This is a genomic window from Ideonella sp., from assembly GCF_035254525.1.
In the GTDB taxonomy this organism is placed as follows: domain Bacteria; phylum Pseudomonadota; class Gammaproteobacteria; order Burkholderiales; family Burkholderiaceae_C; genus Ideonella.
Window position 1 is genome coordinate 1 of the sequence record NZ_DATFAN010000004.1, and the last position, 20504, is coordinate 20504.

Genomic DNA, 20504 nt, shown 5'->3' on the forward strand with positions numbered 1-20504 from the left:
CGACGCACTTCGCGGTCACGCCGCCGCCCGACATCGAGCAGCGCGCCCGCCTGCTGGTGCCCGACATCCTGCCGAGCTTCACTGCCGAGCAGCTCGCCGAGCACGGTGCCAGGCTCGACGACGCCGGCCGCGCCCACACGGGGCCGATGGCGCTGGTGCAGCTCTACAACGGTGACGACGAACCGAGCTACGTGGCCGGCACCCGCAACTTCTACGTGATCACACGCTACAACTGGTCGAGCTACTACGCGATGGCCGTGATCGAGCTGGCGCGGGCGCTGCGGCAGATGCGGCCGGTATAGGACCCGCACGCACCCTTCCGGTCGCTGCCCCCGGAGGGGGCGCTTGCAGCAGGCCGGCGAGGCCGGATCCGCGCAAGACCTTGGTTTGGCAAGTGACTCAAGCGGGCAGCCAGCTGCCGCCGGCGGCCAGCCAGTCGCAGCCGAAGATCTCGCGCAGCGGCTCGGCCTGCAGCATCTGCTGCGCCGTGCCGGCGCGCCAGCGGCCGTCGCCCAGCAGGGCCAGCACATGGGTCGCGGCGCGGGCCACCCAGTGCATGTCGTGGCTGCTCATGACCAGCGCCCGGCCCGGGCGGCGCGCCACCCAATCGGCCCCCCAGCGGGCCACCAGGCCCTGGTGCGCCGGATCCTGAAAGGCGATCGGCTCGTCCAGCAGCAGCAAGGGCGCGCCCTGCACCGCCGCCTGGGCGATCGCCACGCGCTGCCGCTCACCGCCCGACAGCCGGGTCAGCGGGCGATCGGCCAGATCGGCGATGTCCAGCGCCGCGAGGTCGGCATCGAGTGGCGCGTCACCATCGGCCCGCACGACCGACAGTTCGAGCAGGCGCCGCACCGGCAGCGCGAAGCGGTCCACCGGCTGCTGCGGCATCCACGCGCGAAGCGCCGCAGCCTCGGCCGCCGGCCAATGCGCCTGCGGCCGGCCACGCCAGCGCACCTCGCCCGCGCGGCCCGCGACCGGCAGGCCGGCCAGCGCGCGCAGCAGGCTGCTCTTGCCGACCGCGTTGCGGCCGATCAGGCACCAGCGCTCGCCGCCATGCACCTGCCAGTCCAGGCCGACGACGAGCCGGTGCGTGCCGGCCCAGAGCTCGAGCCCCCGGGCTTCGGCCAGTGGCGTGGTCGACGCGTCCATCAGCGTGCCCCCTTCACCAGCAGGGCGATGAAGCACGGCGCCCCGAGCAGCGCCATCACCGCGCCGACGGGCAGCTCCATCGGCGCAGCCACCATGCGGGCCGCCAGGTCGGCGCCGACCAGCAGCGTGGCCCCGCCCAGCGCCGACAGGCCGGCCAGCTCACGCGTGTGGTGCACGCCGGCCAGGCGCCAGGCCTGCGGCACGACGAGGCCGATGAAACCCACGGCCCCGGCCGTCGCCACTGCCAGGCCCACGGCCAGCGACGCCGCGACCAACAGCTCGAACCGCAGGCGCCGCACCGGCTCGCCCAGCAGGCCAGCCACCTCGGCGCCGAGCATCAGGCGGTCGACCGAATGCCCGCGCCACAGCAGCCCGGCCATCAGCAGCGCCGCACCGGCCACGCACAGGCCGCCGTCCTGCGCGGCCGACAGGTCGCCGACCAGCCAGAAGATCGCGCCGCGCAGCCGCTCGTCCGGCGTCAGCATCAGCAACAGCGTGGCGACGGCGCCGAACAGCGCCGCGAGCATCGCACCGACGAGGATCAGCCGGGGCGAGGCATCATCGGTTGCCGCCAGCGCCGAGCGGGCCAGCAGCAGCAGCAAGGCCCCCGCGCCGAGCGCCCCCGCACCGGCGCCGACCCACTGGCTTGCGCCGGCCAGCAGCGCGGCCAGCGCGCCCACCGAGGCGCCGCCCGAGGTGCCGAGCACGTAAGGGTCGGCCAGCGGGTTGCGCAGCAACACCTGCATCACCAGCCCGGCCAGCGCGAGCAAGGCGCCCACCCCGGCCGCCGCCAGCACCCGCGGCCAACGCAGCGCGAGGATCAGACCCGCGTCCCAGCCCCCGCTGCCCGCGGCCAGCGCGGCCGCCAGCACGGCCACGGCGGTGGCCAGCGCCAGGCTCCAGCGCAGCGGTATCGGCATGTTCATCCGTCAGCGCCACTGGCCCTGCAACTGCACCGTGAACGCGCGCGGCGCCGCGGTGTAGCCCAGCACCTCGGGCGTGTCCTCGTCGGTCGCATTGTCGAGCTTGAAGCCGAGCGACCAGTTCCGGGCCAATGCGTAGCGCGCGGTCAGTGCGAGCGTCGTGCGCGGCCGGTTGTAGACCGAGGCGAAGGTCGACGGATCCACATCGAGCCGGCGGCCGGTGTGGTGCAGCCAGGCGCCGAGTTGCCAGTCCGCCAGCGTGACGCGGTAGTTCAGCGCCGCCGACTCGCGCGCGCGGCGCAGCAACGCGGTGTCGCTGTCCTCGTCGCGCGGATCCTGGAAGGTCGCCTCGAACCCGAGCACGCCCGGGCCGATGGGGCCCTCGCCGACGAGCTCGACCCCGCGATTGCGGGCATGGCCGATGTTGCCGGCTTCGAAGGTCTGTGGATCGAAGGCGATGCGGTCACGCTGGGCCTGCGCGAACAGCGTGGCACGGGCGAACCATCCGCCCCAGCCGCCGTCGCCTCGCCAGCGCAGGCCGACTTCGGCATCGCGCCCCTTCTCGGCCTTCAGCGTCACGCCCGGCGCGGCGTACTGCTGGTCGACCAGGCTGGGCGGCGAAAAGCTGGTGCCGAGCTTGCCGGTCAGCGTCCAGCCCGGCGCGAAGCGCCAGCCGAGTGCGACGAGGCCGGTGGTGTCGCTGCCGTAGACGTTGTTGTCGTCGTGGCGCAGCGCGGCCTCCACGTCGAGCCCGCCGTCGGCCGCGCCGAAATGGCCCAGCCAGCCGGCACGCACGCCCTCGGTGTGGCGGCTGTTGCCGTCCGTCGCATTGCTGTCGACGAAGCGCTCGCGGCGGCTGTCGACGCCCAGTTGCAGCGTGTGCCCGGCCAGGGCTTGCCACTGCAGCTGCAGGCCGGCCGCCTCGTTGCGCGCCTCGCCGTCGATGGCGTAGCCGGTCGGGTCATCGAAGCGCTCGCGGTTGCGGCCGAGATCGATGCCGAGCTCCCAGCCTGCGGCCAGCGCATGGCGCGACTGCAGGCCCAGGCTGTCGACGTGGCTGGTCAGGCGGTCGTCCTGGCCAGCGGTGAAACCGTCGTAGTCGCTGCGGGTGCGGTCGAGCAGCAGGCTCACGGTGGTGCGCTGGCCCTCGCCCCAGCCCTGCTCCAGCTGCGCCGACAACGCGCTCTGCTCGCCGCCGTCCCGGTCTGGGTTGGCGCCCGGGTTGGTGGCCGGGTTCTTCGCGCTGTAGCCCTCGGTCTGGCGGTGCGACAGCGTGCCCGACAGCCTGGTGCCGGTGGCGCCCTCGCCGAATCGGGCGCCGCCCGAAGCACTGGCAAAGGCGGTCCCCTGCGAGCCACCACCGATGTCGACCGATACGCCGTTGCCGCGGCGCGTGATGATCTGCACCACGCCCCCGACCGCCTGCGCCCCGTAGAGCGCCGACAGGTTGCCGCGCACGATCTCGACGCGCTCGATCTGCTCGAGCGGCAGGTGCTGCCACGAGGCGGTGCCGAAGTCGGCGCGCGCGAACGGCACGCCATCCACCAGCACCAGCACCTGGCGGCTGTCGGCACCGCGCAGGAACACGCTGGTCTGCGAGCCGAGCGGCCCGGTCTGGCCGATGTCCACGCTGGTGGTCTGGCGCAGGAGCTCGGCCAGGTCGGCGCTCTGGGCCGCCTCGATGTCGTCACGCGTCAGCACGCGGGTGCTGGGCAAGGCGTCGGGCACGGGCTGCTCGATGCGTGCGGCGGTGACGACGAGGGTTTCCGGCGTGGCGGCCGACGCGGCCGACGCGGACGCCACGGGCGAAGCGAATGCGGCCGCAGCGGCCAGGCCAAGCAGGCTGGCGCGCGCGGGCGGAGCCGATCGCCGCAGCGCAAGACAGGGGTACTTCATGGGTGCAAGAGGCTGGCAAACGTGTGCGCCAGCGTCCCCGCAAGCGCATCACCGAAACGGCGGGCCGCTCGCGCAACCCGCCTCCTGGTTGTTGGCCGGTATCCGGGCTGGCGGGGTGCGCGCCTGCAGCCTTCCCGCGCGCTGCCTCTGTGAGGAGGCATCGCGCAATGGCGTCAAGGGCAGGCGCCGGGGCACTGGGCGGCCAGGACAGGCCGCGCCAGCGTCATCCGCTGACCGTTGCGGGGGCAGCGCAGGTGGGGCCTGAAGCCTCTGCATGCGCAGCGGCGGCCTTCCTGCTTCCCGTTTAACTCGGGCCGCTTGCGACGTGCGGCCCAGAGCACCAACGCGGGCAATGGTACATCCCCCAAGGTCATCCCCCAGCGGTCGGGCGACCGACGCAGCAATCCGCGCGCCTACAATCGATCACTTCCCCAGCCTTACCCCGCCGAGGCCCATGTCACGCCTGCCGGAACTTGCCGAGCGCATCGACCGCCTCGTGCTGCGCCACGAGGAGCTCGCCCGCACCAATGCCTTGCTGAACGAGCAGTTGTCATCCCTGACCGCAGAGCGCGACAGCCTCAAGTCGAGGCTGGCCGCAGCCCGCGCGCGCATCGATGCGCTGCTCGACCGGCTGCCCACCGAGCGTGCGGTCCCGGGGGCAGGTGAATGAAGCAACTGGAAGTGACGATCCTGGGCCAAAGCTACCTGCTGGCCTGCCCCGAAGGCGGCGAGACGCTGCTGCAGGCCGCGGTGGCGACCGTGGACCACGAGATGAGCGCGATCCGCGACGCCGGCAAGGTGAAGGCGCGAGAACGCATGGCCGTGCTCGCGGCTTTGAACCTCGCCTATCGCCTGGCCGAGCGCCCTGCGGCGCCGCCTGCGCGCGCGTCGAACGACGACACGCCCTTGAGCGAGGCCGAGGGCAATGCATTGATCGCGAGCCTGATCGACCGCCTCGACGCGACGCTGGGCGACGACGGTCAACTTCTGTGACATCCCCTGCGCCGCAGGTCGGCCGCAGCGCCTAGAATCGACACCGTCCATCGCATCCGCGTGGGTTTTATATTTCCTTGAACCGATGCTCTCGCGAGCCGGGGCTTGGAACATTGCCCGGCTGGTGTGATCGTCTCGCGTCAGATGAACCCGACGCCGGTGCTGACCTCGCCCACCTGAATCCCTGGGTTCAGGAATGCGGCCCACGGTTTGCGGTGGACACCCTTTCCTGCAAGAACAACCACAAGAACAGCGCATGGCCCAGTTCTGGTTGATGAAGAGCGAGCCCGACGAGGCGTCGATCGACCATCTCGCCCACGCCCCGCACCAGACCCTGCCCTGGACGGGCGTGCGCAACTACCAGGCCCGCAACTTCATGCGCGATGCCATGCACATCGGCGACGGCGTGCTGTTCTATCACTCGTCCTGTGCCGAGCCCGGCGTCGCCGGCCTGGCCGAGGTCGCGAGCACGGCCTACCCCGATGAAACCCAGTTCGACCCGGAAAGCCCCTACTTCGACCGGAAGTCGACGCGTGAGAACCCGCGCTGGCTCCACGTCGACGTGAAGCTGGTGAAGAAGACCCGGCTGCTGCCCTTGCGCGAGATGCGCGCCGCGCCCGCGCTGGCGAGCATGGTGCTGCTCAAGCCGGGCAACCGCCTGTCGATCACGCCGGTCACGCCAACGCAATGGCGCGCGGTGCTCGACCTGCTGGGCGCCTGATGGGGTTTCTCGACCTGTTGCCACCGGTGTTGATCGCCGAGTTGCTCGCGCTTGGCGTGTGTGCGGGGTTCCTGGCGGGGCTGTTCGGCATCGGTGGGGGCATGCTGCTGGTGCCGTTCATGACGCTGATCCTCTCCCACCGCGGGGTCGAAAGCAGCCTCGCCGTGAAGATGGCCATCGCCACGTCGATGGCGACCATCCTGTTCACCTCGCTGTCGAGCGTGCGCGCCCACCATGCACATGGCGCCGTGCGCTGGGCGATCGTGCGCGGCATGGCGCCAGGCATCCTGGTCGGCGGCCTGCTCGCCGGCGCCGGCGCCTTCGCGTTGCTCAAAGGCCAGGTGCTGGCGCTGGTGTTCGGCCTGTTCGTCGCCTTCTCGGCGACCCAACTGCTGCGCGGCAAGAAGCCGGCGCCCAGCCGGCAGATGCCGGGCTGGATGGGCCAGGCCGCCGCGGGCTCGGGCATCGGCTTTCTGGCGGGCCTGGTCGGCGCCGGTGGCGGCTTCGTCAGCGTGCCGTTCATGACCTGGTGCAACGTGCCGATCCACAACGCCGTGGCCACCAGCGCCGCGCTCGGCGTGCCGGTGGCCATCGCCAGCACGCTCGGCTATGTGATCGGCGGCTGGAACCTCCCCGGCGCGCTGCCTGGCGCGGTGGGCTACCTGTACCTGCCCGCGCTCGTGGTGATCGCGATCGCGAGCGTGACGATGGCCCCGCTGGGCGCGCGCGCCGCGCACGCGATGAACGTGGGGCAACTCAAGCGCGCCTTCGCCGTGCTGCTCTACGCCCTCGCGGCCTACATGCTCTACAAGGCCGTCGCGGGCTGATCAGCGCGTGGATCGATTCGACGCCGTCATCATCGGCGCCGGCGCGGCCGGCCTGTTCTGCGCTGCCCAGGCGGGTCAGCGCGGGCTGAAGGTGCTGCTGATCGACCATGCCGCGAAGCTCGGCGAGAAGATCCGCATCTCCGGCGGTGGCCGCTGCAACTTCACCAACCGCGAGGCGTCGCCGGCACAGTTCCTGTCCGAGAACCCGCACTTCTGCCGCTCGGCACTCGCGCGCTACGGCGCGGCCGATTTCATCGCGCTGGTGCGCCGGCATGGCATCGCCTTCCACGAGAAGCACAAGGGCCAGCTCTTCTGCGACGACTCGGCCGAGCAGATCATCTCGATGCTGCTGCGCGAATGTGAAGCCGGCGGCGTGACGCGCTGGCAGCCGTGCAAGGTGATTGGCGTGCGGCGTGAAGCCGATGGCTGGGTGGTCGCCAGCGATCGAGGCGAAATCGCCACGGATGCGGTCGTGGTCGCGACCGGCGGCCTGCCGGTGCCCAAGATCGGCGCGAGCGACTTCGGCCTGCGGCTTGCCGAGCGCTTCGGCCACCGCATCGTCGAGCCGCGGCCGGCACTGGTGCCGCTGACCTTCGACCCTGCCGCCTGGGCGCCGTTCGTGCCGATGGCCGGCATCGCGCTGCCGGTGGCGATCTCCACCGAGACCCCGGCGCGCCGCAGCACCGTGCGCACCGAGTTCCTCGAGGACCTGCTGTTCACCCACCGCGGGTTGTCCGGCCCGGCGGTGTTGCAGATCTCCAGTTTCTGGCGGCCCGGCCAGGCGATCCGCGTCAATCTGGCGCCTGGCGCGGATCTGGCGGACATGCTGGCGCGGGCCAAGCTCCACTCGCGCCGCCAATTGGGCAATGAGCTGGCGGCCTGGCTGCCGCAGCGCCTGGCCGACACCTGGCTCGCGCTGCACGGGCCGGCCGCCGACACCCCGATGCCGCAACTGCCCGACGCCGCGCTGCGCCGCCTGGCCGCCGGGCTGCAGCAATGGGAGTTGCTGCCCACCGGCACCGAAGGCTGGCGCAAGGCCGAGGTGATGGCCGGCGGCGTCGACACGCGCGACCTGAGCTCGCAGTCGATGGAAAGCCGGCTCCAGCCCGGGCTGTACTTCATCGGCGAGGTGGTCGACGTGACCGGCTGGCTCGGCGGCTACAACTTCCAGTGGGCGTGGGCCAGTGCCTTTGCCTGTGCCGAAGCCCTCGCCGCCCGCCACGCCAGCGCTGTCCCTGCAGATTTGTCAAAGCCCACGATTCCAGAGTAGAATCCCTGTCTTTGCTGGCAAACCGCGTGTCGATCTTGCGAAACTCGAGTTCGATGCGGGCGCGCTGAAAGCCCAAGAGAAGAGTTTTCAGCCCCGCATCGGCGCAAGGCCCCGAGCGCATCCATCCCGAAGGATTCTTCAGTCAATGACCACCATCCGTGTCAAGGAAAACGAGCCGTTCGACGTGGCACTGCGCCGTTTCAAGCGCACCATCGAGAAGCTGGGCCTGCTGACCGAACTGCGCGCCCGCGAGTTCTACGAGAAGCCCACGTCCGAGCGCAAGCGCAAGAAGGCGGCGGCGGTCAAGCGCCACTACAAGCGTGTGCGCAGCATGCAGCTGCCCAAGAAGCTGTACTGATCGCCCGCCAGCGCGAGCCCAGCGGTTCGCGCGCCGCACACAAATAGCCCGCGCGGGACGCCGTTGCGGGCTTTTTGCATTTCTGCCCTGGAGCCACCCGATGACCCTGAAAGACCGCATCACCGAGGACATGAAGGCCGCCATGCGCGCCAAGGAAGCCGATCGCCTGTCGACCATCCGCATGCTGCTGGCCGCCTGCAAGCAGAAGGAAGTCGACGAGCGCGTGGTGCTCGACGATGCCGCGGTGATCGGCATCGTCGACAAGCTGATCAAGCAGCGCAAGGATTCGATCGCCGCCTTCCAGCAGGCCGGCCGCACCGATCTGGTCGACAAGGAGACCGCCGAGGTCGCCGTGCTGTCGGCCTACCTGCCTCAGCGCCTGACGGCCGACGAGATCGGCACTGAAATTGCCGCGCTTGTGGCCGAGCTCGGCGCCGCCGGCCCCGGCGACATGGGCAAGGTGATGGGCGCGGCAAAGGCGAAGCTGGCAGGCAAGGCCGACATGGGCTTGGTCTCTGCCGCCGTCAAGCAAGCGCTGTCCAGATGATCTTTCGAGGAAATTCCGCGATGCAAGCCTCCCTGCCCATCCGCCCGGTCGCCGACGATGTCTACGTCGCGCCGCAACTCGATGCCGAAGCCATGGCCGAACTGGCCCGCGCCGGCTTTCGCAGCGTGATCAACAACCGGCCCGATTTCGAAGGCGGGCCCGACCAGCCCACCAACGCCAGCGTCGAGGCCGCCGCGCGCGCGGCCGGCCTGGAGTACCGCTTCCTGCCGGTCAGCGGCGCGTACCAATCGCCCGAGGAGATCGCCGCCTTCGGCGCCCTGCTCGCCGAGTTGCCGCGGCCGGTGCTGGCGTTCTGCCGCTCGGGCGCGCGTTCGACCCGGCTGTTCGTCGCAGCCCAGGCGCGCTGACCACCCGCCCCGCTCTCGGGGCATTCCCTGATCGCGCCGTCGTTTCAGGCGCGATTCAGGCACCAGTCGATACATTGCAGGCGGTTCGCACAGCCCCGGCCTTCGGCCGGGCGTTGCGCCACGGACGACCACCCAATCCGGAGCTGCCGCCATGCCCGACACCACCCGCACGCGCCCCTGTAGCCGAGACAGGAGTGCGCGATGAAATCCCTGCTCGCCCTCGCCCACGCCATCGACTGGCTGACCGACCGCTTCGGCAAGATCGCTGCGTGGGCAGTGATCCTTTCGTGCTTCATCAGCGCCACCAACGCGGTCGTCCGTTACGGGCTGGACATCAGCTCCAACGCGTTCCTGGAGGTGCAGTGGTACCTCTTTGCCGCCTGCGTGATGCTCGGCGCGGCCCAGGTGCTGCGAGTCAATGAGCACGTGCGGGTCGACCTGATCTACGCCCGCCTGTCGGGCCACGGCAAGGTCTATGTGGACTTGTTCGGACTCGTGGTCTTCCTCGTGCCGGTGATGGTCACGATGATCTGGTTCGCGTGGCCGCTGTTCACCCGCATGTTCCTGTCCGGCGAGATGTCGAACAACGCCGGCGGCCTGATCCGTTGGCCGGCGATGCTGACGCTTCCCTTGGGCTTCGGCCTGGTGCTGTTGCAAGGAATCGGCGAAATCATCAAGCGCGTTGCCTGGCTGATGCACGCCTACGAAATGGACATGCACTACGAAAGGCCGCTGCAATGATCACGATGGAGAGTTTTCCCCCGCTGATGTTCGCGGGGCTGATCATCGTGATGCTGATCGGATTCCCGGTGGCCTTCTCGCTGGCCGCGCTGGGCCTGGCCTGCGGCCTGTATGCGATCCACATGGGCTGGTTCCCGCCCGAGTTCATGGGCGCACTGCCGCAGAACGTATTCGGCATCCTGTCGAACGACCTGCTGCTGGCGATCCCCTTCTTCACGATGATGGGCGCGCTGCTCGAGAAGTGCGGTCTCGCCGAAGACATGCTGGACTCGATGGGCCAGCTCTTCGGCCCGATCCGCGGCGGCCTCGGCTACTCCGTGATCATCGTCGGCTTCATCCTCGGCGCGATCACGGGCACGGTGGCCGGCCAGGTCATCGCGATGGCGATGATCTCGCTGCCGGTGATGATGCGCTACGGCTACAACATGCGCTACGCCACCGGCGTGCTGGCAGCCTCGGGCACGATCACGCAGGTGGTGCCACCATCGCTGGTGCTCGTCGTGCTGGCCGATCAGCTCGGCCGCTCGGTGGGCGACATGTACAAAGGCGCCTGGGGCCCCTCGATCCTGCAGGTGCTGATCTTCGCCCTCTACACCTTCGTGCTGAGTCGCGTGAAGCCGCACCACGTGCCCGGCGTGCCGAAGGACGCCCGGACGCTGCAAGGCTGGGCGCTGTGGAAGAAGTGCCTGCGCGGCATCATCCCGTCTGCGATCCTGATCTTCGCCGTGCTCGGCAGCATGGGCGGCCTGCCCGGCATGAGCCGTGCCATCGCGACGCCGACCGAAGCCGGCGCGATGGGTGCGGTCGGGGCCTTCATCCTGGCGGCGATGCACCGGCGCCTGACCTGGCCGCTGGTGCGCGAGGCCATGGCCGGCACCGCGCGCATCACCGCGATGGTCGTCTTCATCCTGATCGGCTCGCGCGTGTTTTCGCTGGTGTTCCAGGGGGTCGAAGGCGGCCGCTGGATCGAGAACATGCTGTCGAACCTGCCGGGCGGTCAGGTGGGCTTCCTCCTGGTCGTCAACGTCTTCATCTTCTTCCTCGCCTTCTTCCTCGACTTCTTCGAGATCGCGTTCATCATCCTGCCGCTGCTCGGCCCCGTGGCCGACAAGATGGGCATCGACCTGATCTGGTTCGGCGTGATGCTCTGCGTGAACATGCAGACCAGCTTCATGCACCCGCCGTTCGGGTTCGCGCTGTTCTACCTGCGCGGCATTTCCGACACGCTGTTCAAGAACGGCTCACTGCCGAAGAAGGTCGAGTCGAAGGACATCTACATGGGCGCGATCCCCTGGGTGGCGATGCAGCTCATCCTGGTGGCCGTCGTCATCTTCGTCCCCGAGACAGTGACGATCTTCCTCGAGAAGGAACAGCCGGTGGACTTGAACAAGGCCACGGAGCTGTTGCAGGAAATGGGCAGCGGCCGCACCGTCGAACAGGCCCCGGCGCCCGACGGCACGCCGGCGTCGGCGGCCGAGGAAGACCCGATGGATGTCTTCAAGCGCGCAGCCGAGCAGGACGCCGCAAAGAAGTAGCGATTCAGCGCGCTTTCAGCGCCTGGCTCCTGGAGCCGCGTCAACCGATCTGCGCCAGGTGCGGGTTACACCGCGCCTGGGGCCACCTTCGCCTCACGCAGAATCGGACCATCGCGCTCGCGACCTTCCAGGAGACTCCCTTGGCCCCCCTGTTGCGCCTCTCGGCCTGGATAGACTCGTTCAACGAGGCTATCGGCAAATTCATCCGCTGGCTGGTACTGGCAGCGGTGCTCATCAGCGCCGGCAACGCCATCGTGCGCAAGCTGTTCAACTACAGCTCGAACTCGTTCCTCGAGATCCAGTGGTACCTCTTCGCCGGCGTGTTCATGCTGGGCGTGGGTTATGTCTTCCTGCACAACGGGCATGTGCGCATCGACTTCATCTCGGCGCGCCTGTCCACCCGCACCAACGCGATCATCGATGCACTCGGCATGATCGTCTTCACGATCCCGCTGTCGATCATCATGATCACCCTGGGCTGGCCCCTGTTCCACAACGCCTGGGTGTCGGGTGAGATGAGCCAGAACGCGGGCGGCCTGATCCGCTGGCCGGTGTTGGCGTTGATCCCGGCCGGCTTCGCGATCCTGCTCGCACAGTCGGTCTCGGAGCTGATCAAGCGGGTGGCCTTCCTCACCGGTCAGCGTGACCAGCCCTTCACCGACATGCACGCCAAATCGGTCGAAGAGGAACTGGTCGAAGAGCTCGCCGCCGCAGCGATCCCGCACGGCCGGGGCGACAACGGGGGGAGCCGCTGATGAGCCAGTTCATTGCGCAGAACTTCGTGCCGCTGATGTTCAGCGGTCTGCTGATCTTTCTGCTGACCGGCATCCCGGTCGCCTTCGGCTTGGCCGCCACCGGCCTGCTGTTCGGCTTCGTCGGCATGGAGGTCGGCCTGTTCGGCTCGACCCTGTTCCAGGCCTTGCCGCTGCGGGTGTTCGGCATCATGCAGAACGACACCTTGCTGGCGATTCCCTTCTTCACCTTCATGGGGATCATCCTGGAGCGCTCGGGCATGGCCGAGGACCTGCTCGAAACTGTCGGCCAGGTCTTCGGGCCGGTGCGCGGCGGCCTGGCGATCGCGGTGATCCTGGTCGGCGCGCTGCTCGCCGCGACCACCGGCGTGGTCGCCGCTGCGGTGATCTCGATGGGCCTGATCTCGCTGCCCATCATGCTGCGCTACGGCTACAACCGCACCATCGCCACCGGCACCATCACGGCCTCGGGCACGCTGGCGCAAGCCATCCCGCCGTCGCTGGTGCTGATCGTGCTGGCCGACCAGATGGGCCGTTCGGTCGGCGACATGTACGCCGGGGCGCTGGTCCCGGGCCTGCTGCTGGTGGCGCTGTATGTCGCATTCGTCGCGGTTGTCGCGGTTGTCAAGCCGGCGTGGGTGCCGGCACTGCCGCCCGAGGCGCGGATCTACCGTGAGCCCAACGGCGCCAGTGGCCACCGGTCGCTGTTGATCCTGCTGGCGCTGTGCGCCGCCGCCGGCTGGGCCTGGTCGCAGGTCCACGGCAGCCTGATGAACGCCTGGCTCGGCCGCCAGACCGCGGCGCCGGGAGACGAGATCCTCATCATGTCGATGACGGTGTCGTCGCTGCTGGCGCTGCTGCTGGCGCTGCTCAACCGCGCGCTCAAGCTGGGCCTGCTGTCGCGGCTGGCCGAGCGCGTGACCTTCGTGCTGATCCCGCCGCTGGTGCTGATCTTCCTCGTGCTGGGCACCATCTTCCTCGGTATCGCCACGCCGACCGAAGGCGGGGCGATGGGCGCGCTCGGTGCGCTGCTGATGGCGACCGGCCGGCGCCAGCTGAGCCTGAAACTGCTGAACCAGGCGCTCGAGAACACCGCCAAGCTCGCCACCTTCGTGCTGTTCATCCTGATCGGCTCGACGGTGTTCAGCTTCACCTTCAACGCGGCCGACGGCCATATCTGGGTCGAGCACCTGTTCGCGAAGCTGCCTGGCGGCGCGCTGGGCTTCCTGATCGTCGTCAACCTGCTGGTGTTCGTGCTCGGTTGCTTCATCGACTTCTTCGAAATCGCGTTCATCGTCATCCCGATGCTGGTGCCGGTGGCCGAGAAACTGCTGCCGGCCATGCTGCCCGGCATCCCGCCTGATTCCGTGATGATCTGGTTCGGCGTCATCATCGCGATGAACCTGCAGACCTCGTTCCTGACGCCGCCCTTCGGTTTTGCGCTGTTCTACCTGCGCAGCGTGGCCGCGAAGGCCGATTACAAGGATCGCATCACCGGCCAGACCATCCCGGCCGTGACCACGCCGCAGATCTACAAGGGCTCGATCGCCTTCATCGTGCTGCAACTCATCATGGTGGCCGCGGTCGTCGCGGTGCCGGCGATGGTGGTGGGTGGCATCGGCGAGACAACCCACATCGACGCCGACAAGGCCCTCGAGCAGATGAGGCAAGAAGAGCAACCTTCTGGTCCGGCGAGTGCGGGGCCGGCGGCCAGCGACGCCTTCGACCCGATGCAGGGTTTCGGCGAGCCGCCGAAGAAGTGACGGCAATGCTGACTGCCATCGTCATCGTCTTCGTCGCCGCCTATGTGGCCATCGCGCTGGAGCACCCGCTCGGCGTCAACAAGTCGGCATCCGCGCTGATCGGCGCGGGCCTGTTGTGGACGATCTACGCGCTGCTCGCAGGTGACGCGCATCGGGTCAGCGAGCAGCTGGGCGAGACCCTGATGGGAACGGCCCAGATCGTCTTCTTCCTGATGGGCGCGATGACCATCGTGGAAGTGGTCGACGCGCACAACGGCTTCGACGTCATCACGGCCCGCATCAAGACCGCCCGGCTCTCGAGCCTGATGTGGCTGGTCGGCATCGTGTCCTTCTTTCTCAGCGCCATCCTCGACAACCTGACCACCACCATCGTGATGGTCTCGCTGATCCGCAAGCTGCTGCACAAGCAGGACGATCGCCTGTTCTTCGCCGGCGTCATCGTCATCGCCGCCAACGCCGGCGGCGCCTGGACCCCGATCGGCGACGTGACCACCACGATGCTGTGGATCGGCGGGCAGGTGACCAGCCTGTCGATCATGAAGGCCTTGTTCCTGCCCTCACTCGCCAGCCTGGCGGTGCCGCTGGGCGTGACCGCCTTCCTGCTTCGCGGCCGCCCGGTCATCAGCCCGCCTCGCGACGGCTCCGATGCCGATCACCACACGACCCCGTTCGAGCGCAACCTGATGTTCTTCCTCGGCCTGGCCATTCTGGTGGCCGTGCCGGCGTTCAAGACCATCACGCACTTGCCGCCCTTCATGGGCATCCTGTTCGGCCTGGGCCTGCTGTGGCTGGTGGGCGACCTGGTTCATCGTCGCAAGCTTGAAGACGACAAGCAACGCCTGACACTGGTGCACGCGCTCAGCCGGATCGACATGGCTTCGATCGTCTTCTTCATCGGCATCCTGCTGGCGGTGGCCACCCTCGAGCACACCCACCTGCTGGCCTCGCTGGCCGCCTGGCTGAGCCGGACCATCGGGCGCCTGGACCTGATCGTGATGAGCATCGGGCTGGCCAGCGCCGTCGTCGACAACGTGCCGCTGGTGGCCGCGTCGATGGGCATGTACAGCCTGGCCGACTATCCGGCCGATCACTTCATCTGGGAGTTCCTGGCCTACTGCGCCGGAACCGGCGGCTCCATCCTGATCATCGGCTCCGCGGCCGGCGTCGCCGCGATGGGCCTGGAGCGGATCAGCTTCGGCTGGTACCTCAAGCACATCAGCCTCCTGGCCCTGCTGGGCTACCTCGCGGGCGCGGCCGTCTACCTGGTCGAGTTCGCGTAAGCCCCTGGCTCAACAAAAAAGGGCGGCCCATGGGCCGCCCTTCCGGAAGGGAGCGCGGGGGCTACAGCTTCTGCTGCTGCATGAAGTCGTCGAAGCCGGCTTCGGCGAAGCGGAACCACAGGTTCTGGTCGCGACGGAAGTTGGCGAAGTCCTCGTAGACCTTCTTCCAGTTCGGGTTCTTGCCCGACAGCTCGCTGTACAGCGCCATGGCTTCCTTGAACGCGGCGTCCATCACGTCCTTCGGGAAGCGCACGAGCTTGGTGCCGGCGGCCACCAGCTGCTTGAGGGCAGCCGGGTTCTTGGCGTCGTACTTGCCCTGCATGTCGATGTGGGCCATCGCCGAGGCCGCCTCGATGATCGCCTTGTACTCGGCCGACAGGCCGTCGTAGGCCTTGGTGTTGATGTAGAAGTCGAGCTGCGGGCCGCCTTCCCACCAGCCGGGGTAGTTGTAGAAGCCGGCGACCTTGTTGAAGCCCAGCTTCTGGTCGTCGTACGGGCCCACCCACTCGGCCGCGTCGATGGTGCCCTTCTCCAGCGCCGAGTAGATCTCGCCGCCCGGGATGCTCTGCGGCACGCCGCCGATGCGCTCCAGCACCCTGCCGCCGAAGCCGCCGATGCGCATCTTCATGCCCTTGATGTCGGCCAGCGTCTTGACTTCCTTGCGGTACCAGCCGCCCATCTGGGCACCGGTGTTGCCGCCCAGGAAGTTGATGATGTTGTAGTTCCGGTAGAACTCGCGCATCAGCTTCATGCCGTTGCCTTCGACCATCCACGCGGTCATCTGGCGGCTGTTCAGGCCGAACGGAATGGCGCAGCCCAGGCCGAAGGTCTCGTCCTTGCCGAAGAAGTAGTACGGCGCCGTGTGAGCCATCTCGACAGTGCCGTTCTGCACGCCGTCGACCACGCCGAACGGGGGCATCAGCTCGCCACCGGCATGGACCGAGATCTCGAACTTGCCGCCCGACATCTCCTTGACCTTCTTCGCGAACACGTCGGCAGCGCCGAAGATGGTGTCCAGCGACTTCGGGAAGCTGGATGCCAAGCGCCAGCGGATGTTGGCCTGCGCGTGCACGATGGCCGGTGCGGTGCCCGCAGCCAGCACGCCGGCCAGACCGGCGCCACGAACGAAGGAACGACGTTCCATATCAAGAGTCTCCTGTTGCGAAGGGAACAGACAATCAGACGCGGCGAATCTTAGAAGTGCCCCCAGGCGGTCACGAGCGGGGAATACCCGCGCGCAGCCTGGCCCGTCACAACTCGGCCACGGTCCGTGGTGCATGATCGGCCGCCCAAGCTTGCAAGCGGCTGAAATTCGGGTTGACCCCGAGATCAGCTACCGGCCAGTTTCATGCGATCGATCAGCACCGAGCCGATCGTCTTCGCCCCCATCGTGTAGGCGTCTGCCCCCACGGCGACCACGCCCTTGAGCATGTCGCGCAGGTTGCTCGCGATGGTGATCTCATGCACAGGGTACGCGATGCGCCCGTCTTCGACCCAGAAGCCGGCGGCGCCGCGCGAATAGTCACCCGTCACGTAGTTGACGCCCTGCCCCATCAGCTCGGTGACGAACAGGCCCCGGTTGAGCTTGCGCAGCATCTGCTCGAGGTGATCGCCGGGCTGCGTGAGCCGGCTCGTCAGGCGCAGGTTCTGCGACCCACCGGCGTGGCCGGTGGTCTTCATGCCGAGCTTGCGCGCCGAGTAGCTCGACAGGAAGTAGCCCTGCACCACCCCGCCGCTGACGACCTGGCGCGCCCGCGTGCGCACGCCCTCGTCGTCGAAGGGTGCGCTGCCCTTGCCGCGGCGCTCGTGCGGGTCTTCCGAGATGTCGATGTGCCCGGGCCAGATCGCCTGGCCCAGGCTGTCCTGCAGGAAGCTGGCCTTGCGGTACAAGGCCCCGCCGCTCACGCCCTGCACGAACGAGCCCAGCAGCCCGGCCGCCACCGTCGACTCGAACAGCACCGGCACCTCGCAGGTGCGCACCTTGCGCGACTTCAGCCGCGCCAGCGCACGCTCGGCGGCATAGCGGCCCACCGCCTCGGGTGATGCGAGCTCCATCGCATCGCGCATCGAGGTGTACCAGTAGTCGCGCTGCATGTCGGCGCCCTTGCCGGCAATCGGCGACACCGACAGCGAATGGCGCGAGCTCGCATAACCGCCACGAAAGCCCCGGCTGTTGCCGGCCCAGAAGTGCGATTGCTGGGCCGAGACCGAGCCGCCGTCGGAGTTGGCGATGCGCTTGTCGACGGCGAAGGCCGCCGCCTCGGCGCGGCGGGCCAGCTCGGCGGCCGTCTCGGCGTCGAGCGCCCAGGGGTGGAACAGATCCAGGTCGAGCGCCACCTCGGCGGCGCTGGCCAGGTCTTCGGCATCGGGCAGGCCGGCGGCCGGGTCCTCGGCCGTGAAGCGGGCGATGTCGTAGGCCGCGCGCACCGTCTGCGCCAGGGCGGCGGCGGAGAAGTCGGAGGTGCTCGCGTTGCCGCGCCGCTGGCCGAGGTAGACCGAGACGCCGACCGACTTGTCGCGGTTGCGCTCGACATGCTCGACCTCGCCCTTGCGCACCGAGACGCTGATGCCGCTGCCTTCGCTGACCTCGACGCCTGCGTCGCTGGTGCCCAGCTCACGCGCCATGCCGAGCACGTCCTCGACGATCTGCTGGAACTGTTCGCGGCTGTAGGCAAAGCCCGTTCGGGCGGCGGTGGGTGCGGTCATCGTATGGGTGGGTGAATTGCCGGACAATCATAGCGACCTCGCCCACGACTGAAAGCAAGCCTTCCCCGATGCGCCGCGCGCCCGCCGATCCCGAATCCGCCTTCGACCCTGACGAGGGCCCGACCGGCCCCGACCGGCCCAGCAAGTCCGCGCTGAAGCGCCAGATGCACGATTTGCAGGCCCTGGGCCAGGAGCTGACCGAGCTGCCCGCGTCGCGCGTGGCCAGGCTCGACCTGCCCGAGCCGCTGCGCGACGCGCTGGCCGAGTACCGCCGCACCCGCTCGCACGAGGGCCGCCGCCGCCAGCTGCAGTTCATCGGCAAGCTGATGCGGCAGACCGACGACACGCCGATCCGCGAGGCGGTCGCCGCCTTCAAGCTGGGCAGCGCCCAGGAAACGCTCGCGCTGCACGAGGCCGAGCGCTGGCGCGAGGAGCTGCTGGCGAACGACGACGCCGTCACCCGCTGGCTGAACCAGTTCCCCGACACCGACGCGCAGCAACTGCGCAGCCTGCTGCGCGCCGCCCGCAAGGACGCCAAGGCCGAGGCCCCCGACCAGCGCCACGGCCGCGCCTACCGCGACCTGTTCCAGATCGTGAAGGCCGCCCTGACGGCATCGGCCGCGCCGGCCGCACCTTCCGAAGACGACGAGGACCCCGATGACTGACACCGCCCGTTCCCACGATCCGGTCCGGATCGGCCTGGTTTCGATCAGCGACCGCGCCTCCAGCGGCGTCTACGAAGACCAGGGCATCCCCGCCCTGCAGGCCTGGCTCGGCCGGGCGCTGCGCAACCCGGTGCAATGGGAAACCCGGCTGATCCCCGACGAGCGGGCGAAGATCGGCGCCACGCTGGTCGAGTTGGTCGACCAGGCGCACTGCGACCTGGTGCTGACCACCGGCGGCACCGGCCCGGCCCCGCGCGACGTGACGCCCGAAGCCACGCTCGACGTGGCCGACAAGGTGATGCCCGGCTTCGGCGAGCAGATGCGCGCGATCAGCCTGCGTTTCGTGCCCACCGCGATCCTGTCGCGCCAGGTGGCGGTGATCCGCGGCAAGGCGCTGATCATCAACCTGCCCGGGCAGCCGAAGTCCATCGCCGAGACGCTGGAAGGATTGCCGAAGGCGACGCCGCCATCCGCCGGCATCTTTGCCGCCGTTCCGTACTGCATCGACCTGATCGGCGGCCCCTACCTCGAGACCGACCCCGAGGTGTGCGACGCCTTCCGGCCCAAATCGGCCCGACGCTGACCCCTGGGTCGCCGGCCGGCCTTCGTTCTACCCGCTACTTGACCAGCCGGTTCAGCCGCTCGGCGTCGAAGGCCTCGGTGGTCTGGGCGTCCTGCGGCACGCACTGCTCGCTCGGCAGTTCACGCGCCCGCGCCGAGAGCTTCTCGATGGCCTGCCACAGCAGCGCAATCTGGTGCTCGTGTGAGCCGGCGTTGTCGATCAGGCCCTTCATCGCCTGCGCGACCGGATCGTCGCCGTTCGTCACGCCGTAAGCCGAGAAGCCCAGCTTGGCCGCTGTGGCCTCGCGCGCCGCGTCCTGCTCGGCCACGATGATGCGCGCCGGGTTGCCCACGGCGGTCGCGCCCGCAGGCACCGGCTTGGTCACGACCGCGCCCGAGCCGACGCGGGCACCGGCCCCGACGGTGAAGCCGCCAAGCACCGCCGCGTTGGCACCGACGATCACGCCGGGCTCCAGGGTCGGGTGGCGCTTGGCGCCCTTGACGAGCGAGGTGCCGCCGAGCGTGACGCCCTGGTAGATCGTGCACCCGTCGCCGATCTCGGCCATCTCGCCGATCACGATGCCCATGCCGTGGTCGATGAAGACGCGGTGGCCGATCGTCGCGCCCGGATGGATCTCGATGCCGGTCAGCCAGCGCGACAGGTGCGAGATGAAGCGGCCCAGCCACTTCAGACCATGCGTCCAGCACCAATGCGCGCGCCGGTGCAGCACCAGCGCATGCAGGCCCGGATAACAGGTCAGCACCTCCCAGGTCGTGCGCGCCGCGGGGTCGCGCTCGAGGATGCAGGCAACGTCTTCGCGCAATCGAGCGAACATGGTGCGTCCCGGTTCAGGGGGTTCCAAGGGAGGTGGGCAGTCAGTGTAGCCGCCGCTCAAGCTTTCGGCGGCACGGGGGATTTGGCCGCCGCGCAGCGCTGCATCGCGGTCGCGATGCCTCGCAGGATGTGCACCTCCTCGGCCGTCAGGGCCGCCCGGTTGGCGAGCTGGTTCAGCCGCGGCAGCAGCTTCTTCGGCGCCGCGGGGTCCAGAAAGCCGATCTCGACCAGCGCCCGCTGCCAGTGCGCCAGCAAACCCTGCACCGCCGCACCGTCGGCCCACGCCACCGGCGGCGTGCGCGCCTCGACGGTGAAGCCGCCCAGCGCCTGGCGCCAGTCGTAGGCCAGCACCTGCACCGCCTGCGCCAGGTTCAGCGAGCCGTAGGCGGGGTCGGTCGGGATGCTCAGGCAGGCGTGGCAGCGGTAGACGTCGTCGTTGGCCATCCCGAAGCGCTCGCCGCCAAAGATGAACGCCACGCGGTGGCCCTCGGCGGCCAGCGCGGCGAAGCGCTCGCGCGGCGCGAAGGTCGGGGGGCCGAAGTCGCGCGGCGTCATCGCGGTGGCGCAGGCGTAGGTCACGCCGTCCAGCGCCTCGGCCAGGCTGCCGACGATGC

The 20504-nt window shown here is 69.1% G+C and carries 23 protein-coding genes and 1 riboswitch; of the genes, 16 read left to right on the forward strand and 7 right to left on the reverse strand.

Annotated features, from left to right (window positions below):
• Positions 1-302 (forward strand): lytic murein transglycosylase (locus VJ693_RS00225; RefSeq protein WP_324151442.1); only part of this gene is annotated, 302 nt, incomplete at its 5' end.
• 97 nt (positions 303-399) lie between these two features.
• On the opposite strand, the gene VJ693_RS00230 is transcribed toward VJ693_RS00225, so the two are convergent.
• From VJ693_RS00230 to VJ693_RS00240, 3 genes are read right to left on the reverse strand one after another with little or no spacing between them, the layout of a single operon-like run.
• Positions 400-1149 carry an ABC transporter ATP-binding protein gene (locus VJ693_RS00230; protein WP_324151443.1) on the reverse strand — a complete coding sequence of 250 codons (750 nt, stop codon included), beginning with the start codon at positions 1147-1149 and terminating at the stop codon, positions 400-402.
• Positions 1149-2075, reverse strand: a complete 927-nt coding sequence (locus VJ693_RS00235; protein ID WP_324151444.1) for an iron ABC transporter permease — start codon at positions 2073-2075, stop codon at positions 1149-1151. Before VJ693_RS00235 ends, VJ693_RS00230 begins: the two co-directional genes overlap by 1 nt.
• Positions 2076-2078: 3 nt before the next feature.
• Complete coding sequence (locus VJ693_RS00240) at positions 2079-3968, reverse strand: TonB-dependent receptor domain-containing protein (protein ID WP_324151445.1); 1890 nt, start codon at positions 3966-3968, stop codon at positions 2079-2081.
• Between the two features lie 76 nt (positions 3969-4044).
• Positions 4045-4326: riboswitch (cobalamin riboswitch) on the reverse strand.
• 96 nt (positions 4327-4422) lie between these two features.
• Between VJ693_RS00240 and VJ693_RS00245 the strand changes: the two genes are divergently transcribed.
• From VJ693_RS00245 to nhaD, 13 genes are all read left to right on the forward strand, one after another.
• A complete protein-coding gene (locus VJ693_RS00245; protein ID WP_324151446.1) occupies positions 4423-4638 on the forward strand; it encodes a DUF904 domain-containing protein in 216 nt (71 codons plus the stop codon).
• Positions 4635-4961: a cell division protein ZapA gene (locus VJ693_RS00250; RefSeq protein ID WP_324151447.1), complete on the forward strand. Its 327-nt coding sequence runs from the start codon at positions 4635-4637 to the stop codon at positions 4959-4961. Before VJ693_RS00245 ends, VJ693_RS00250 begins: the two co-directional genes overlap by 4 nt.
• A 256-nt stretch (positions 4962-5217) precedes the next feature.
• Positions 5218-5682: an EVE domain-containing protein gene (locus VJ693_RS00255; RefSeq protein WP_324151448.1), complete on the forward strand. Its 465-nt coding sequence runs from the start codon at positions 5218-5220 to the stop codon at positions 5680-5682.
• Entirely contained in the window at positions 5682-6509 is an 828-nt protein-coding gene (locus tag VJ693_RS00260; protein ID WP_324151449.1) for a sulfite exporter TauE/SafE family protein, read from the forward strand. Before VJ693_RS00255 ends, VJ693_RS00260 begins: the two co-directional genes overlap by 1 nt.
• 7 nt (positions 6510-6516) lie before the next feature.
• Positions 6517-7779, forward strand: coding sequence for an NAD(P)/FAD-dependent oxidoreductase (locus VJ693_RS00265; RefSeq protein ID WP_324151450.1), 1263 nt, complete (start codon positions 6517-6519; stop codon positions 7777-7779).
• 145 nt (positions 7780-7924) lie between these two features.
• Complete coding sequence (gene rpsU, locus VJ693_RS00270) at positions 7925-8137, forward strand: 30S ribosomal protein S21 (RefSeq protein WP_009551973.1); 213 nt, start codon at positions 7925-7927, stop codon at positions 8135-8137.
• 100 nt (positions 8138-8237) lie between these two features.
• The gene (locus tag VJ693_RS00275) at positions 8238-8684 is read left to right on the forward strand and encodes a GatB/YqeY domain-containing protein (protein WP_324151451.1); all 447 of its coding nucleotides are present in this window, start codon (positions 8238-8240) and stop codon (positions 8682-8684) included.
• A gap of 20 nt (positions 8685-8704) precedes the next feature.
• Positions 8705-9052: a TIGR01244 family sulfur transferase gene (locus VJ693_RS00280; RefSeq protein WP_324151452.1), complete on the forward strand. Its 348-nt coding sequence runs from the start codon at positions 8705-8707 to the stop codon at positions 9050-9052.
• Positions 9053-9253: 201 nt separating this feature from the next.
• Complete coding sequence (locus tag VJ693_RS00285; RefSeq protein WP_324151453.1) at positions 9254-9793, forward strand: TRAP transporter small permease subunit; 540 nt, start codon at positions 9254-9256, stop codon at positions 9791-9793.
• The gene (locus VJ693_RS00290) at positions 9793-11328 is read left to right on the forward strand and encodes a TRAP transporter large permease subunit (RefSeq protein ID WP_324151463.1); all 1536 of its coding nucleotides are present in this window, start codon (positions 9793-9795) and stop codon (positions 11326-11328) included. Before VJ693_RS00285 ends, VJ693_RS00290 begins: the two co-directional genes overlap by 1 nt.
• A gap of 140 nt (positions 11329-11468) precedes the next feature.
• The gene (locus tag VJ693_RS00295) at positions 11469-12083 is read left to right on the forward strand and encodes a TRAP transporter small permease subunit (RefSeq protein WP_324151454.1); all 615 of its coding nucleotides are present in this window, start codon (positions 11469-11471) and stop codon (positions 12081-12083) included.
• Entirely contained in the window at positions 12083-13843 is a 1761-nt protein-coding gene (locus VJ693_RS00300; RefSeq protein WP_324151455.1) for a TRAP transporter large permease, read from the forward strand. Before VJ693_RS00295 ends, VJ693_RS00300 begins: the two co-directional genes overlap by 1 nt.
• Before the next feature lie 5 nt (positions 13844-13848).
• The gene (nhaD, locus tag VJ693_RS00305; RefSeq protein ID WP_324151456.1) at positions 13849-15123 is read left to right on the forward strand and encodes a sodium:proton antiporter NhaD; all 1275 of its coding nucleotides are present in this window, start codon (positions 13849-13851) and stop codon (positions 15121-15123) included.
• A 61-nt stretch (positions 15124-15184) separates the two neighbouring features.
• On the opposite strand, the gene VJ693_RS00310 is transcribed toward nhaD, so the two are convergent.
• On the reverse strand, positions 15185-16267 hold the full coding sequence (locus tag VJ693_RS00310; protein WP_324151457.1) for a TRAP transporter substrate-binding protein: 1083 nt from the start codon (positions 16265-16267) through the stop codon (positions 15185-15187).
• 185 nt (positions 16268-16452) lie between these two features.
• Positions 16453-17829 (reverse strand): metalloprotease PmbA, encoded by a 1377-nt coding sequence (gene pmbA, locus VJ693_RS00315; RefSeq protein WP_324151458.1) that lies wholly within the window; start codon positions 17827-17829, stop codon positions 16453-16455.
• 68 nt (positions 17830-17897) lie between these two features.
• Between pmbA and yjgA the strand changes: the two genes are divergently transcribed.
• Positions 17898-18494: a ribosome biogenesis factor YjgA gene (gene yjgA, locus VJ693_RS00320; RefSeq protein ID WP_324151459.1), complete on the forward strand. Its 597-nt coding sequence runs from the start codon at positions 17898-17900 to the stop codon at positions 18492-18494.
• Positions 18487-19077 carry a molybdopterin adenylyltransferase gene (gene mog, locus VJ693_RS00325; protein ID WP_324151460.1) on the forward strand — a complete coding sequence of 197 codons (591 nt, stop codon included), beginning with the start codon at positions 18487-18489 and terminating at the stop codon, positions 19075-19077. The genes yjgA and mog overlap by 8 nt, the downstream gene beginning before the upstream one ends.
• A gap of 34 nt (positions 19078-19111) precedes the next feature.
• Here mog and cysE read toward each other — a convergent pair whose 3' ends face one another.
• Together cysE and VJ693_RS00335 are read right to left on the reverse strand one after the other, a co-directional pair.
• Positions 19112-19891, reverse strand: a complete 780-nt coding sequence (gene cysE / locus VJ693_RS00330) for a serine O-acetyltransferase (protein ID WP_324151461.1) — start codon at positions 19889-19891, stop codon at positions 19112-19114.
• A 56-nt stretch (positions 19892-19947) separates the two neighbouring features.
• Positions 19948-20504, reverse strand: a 557-nt coding sequence (locus tag VJ693_RS00335; RefSeq protein ID WP_324151462.1) for an RNA methyltransferase, incomplete at its 5' end; no start/stop codon positions are given.

Excerpts from the sequence above, each read along its gene's own strand:
- VJ693_RS00255 (WP_324151448.1), top strand. The coding sequence starts at position 5,218 with ATGGCCCAGTTCTGGTTGATGAAGAGCGAGCCCGACGAGGCGTCGATC.
- VJ693_RS00235 (WP_324151444.1), bottom strand. The coding sequence starts at position 2,075 with ATGAACATGCCGATACCGCTGCGCTGGAGCCTGGCGCTGGCCACCGCC.
- VJ693_RS00230 (WP_324151443.1), bottom strand. The coding sequence starts at position 1,149 with ATGGACGCGTCGACCACGCCACTGGCCGAAGCCCGGGGGCTCGAGCTC.
- rpsU (WP_009551973.1), top strand. The coding sequence starts at position 7,925 with ATGACCACCATCCGTGTCAAGGAAAACGAGCCGTTCGACGTGGCACTG.
- yjgA (WP_324151459.1), top strand. The coding sequence starts at position 17,898 with ATGCGCCGCGCGCCCGCCGATCCCGAATCCGCCTTCGACCCTGACGAG.
- VJ693_RS00250 (WP_324151447.1), top strand. The coding sequence starts at position 4,635 with ATGAAGCAACTGGAAGTGACGATCCTGGGCCAAAGCTACCTGCTGGCC.
- VJ693_RS00260 (WP_324151449.1), top strand. The coding sequence starts at position 5,682 with ATGGGGTTTCTCGACCTGTTGCCACCGGTGTTGATCGCCGAGTTGCTC.
- VJ693_RS00275 (WP_324151451.1), top strand. The coding sequence starts at position 8,238 with ATGACCCTGAAAGACCGCATCACCGAGGACATGAAGGCCGCCATGCGC.
- cysE (WP_324151461.1), bottom strand. The coding sequence starts at position 19,891 with ATGTTCGCTCGATTGCGCGAAGACGTTGCCTGCATCCTCGAGCGCGAC.
- VJ693_RS00285 (WP_324151453.1), top strand. The coding sequence starts at position 9,254 with ATGAAATCCCTGCTCGCCCTCGCCCACGCCATCGACTGGCTGACCGAC.
- pmbA (WP_324151458.1), bottom strand. The coding sequence starts at position 17,829 with ATGACCGCACCCACCGCCGCCCGAACGGGCTTTGCCTACAGCCGCGAA.
- VJ693_RS00310 (WP_324151457.1), bottom strand. The coding sequence starts at position 16,267 with ATGGAACGTCGTTCCTTCGTTCGTGGCGCCGGTCTGGCCGGCGTGCTG.
- mog (WP_324151460.1), top strand. The coding sequence starts at position 18,487 with ATGACTGACACCGCCCGTTCCCACGATCCGGTCCGGATCGGCCTGGTT.
- nhaD (WP_324151456.1), top strand. The coding sequence starts at position 13,849 with ATGCTGACTGCCATCGTCATCGTCTTCGTCGCCGCCTATGTGGCCATC.
- VJ693_RS00245 (WP_324151446.1), top strand. The coding sequence starts at position 4,423 with ATGTCACGCCTGCCGGAACTTGCCGAGCGCATCGACCGCCTCGTGCTG.
- VJ693_RS00300 (WP_324151455.1), top strand. The coding sequence starts at position 12,083 with ATGAGCCAGTTCATTGCGCAGAACTTCGTGCCGCTGATGTTCAGCGGT.
- VJ693_RS00240 (WP_324151445.1), bottom strand. The coding sequence starts at position 3,968 with ATGAAGTACCCCTGTCTTGCGCTGCGGCGATCGGCTCCGCCCGCGCGC.
- VJ693_RS00280 (WP_324151452.1), top strand. The coding sequence starts at position 8,705 with ATGCAAGCCTCCCTGCCCATCCGCCCGGTCGCCGACGATGTCTACGTC.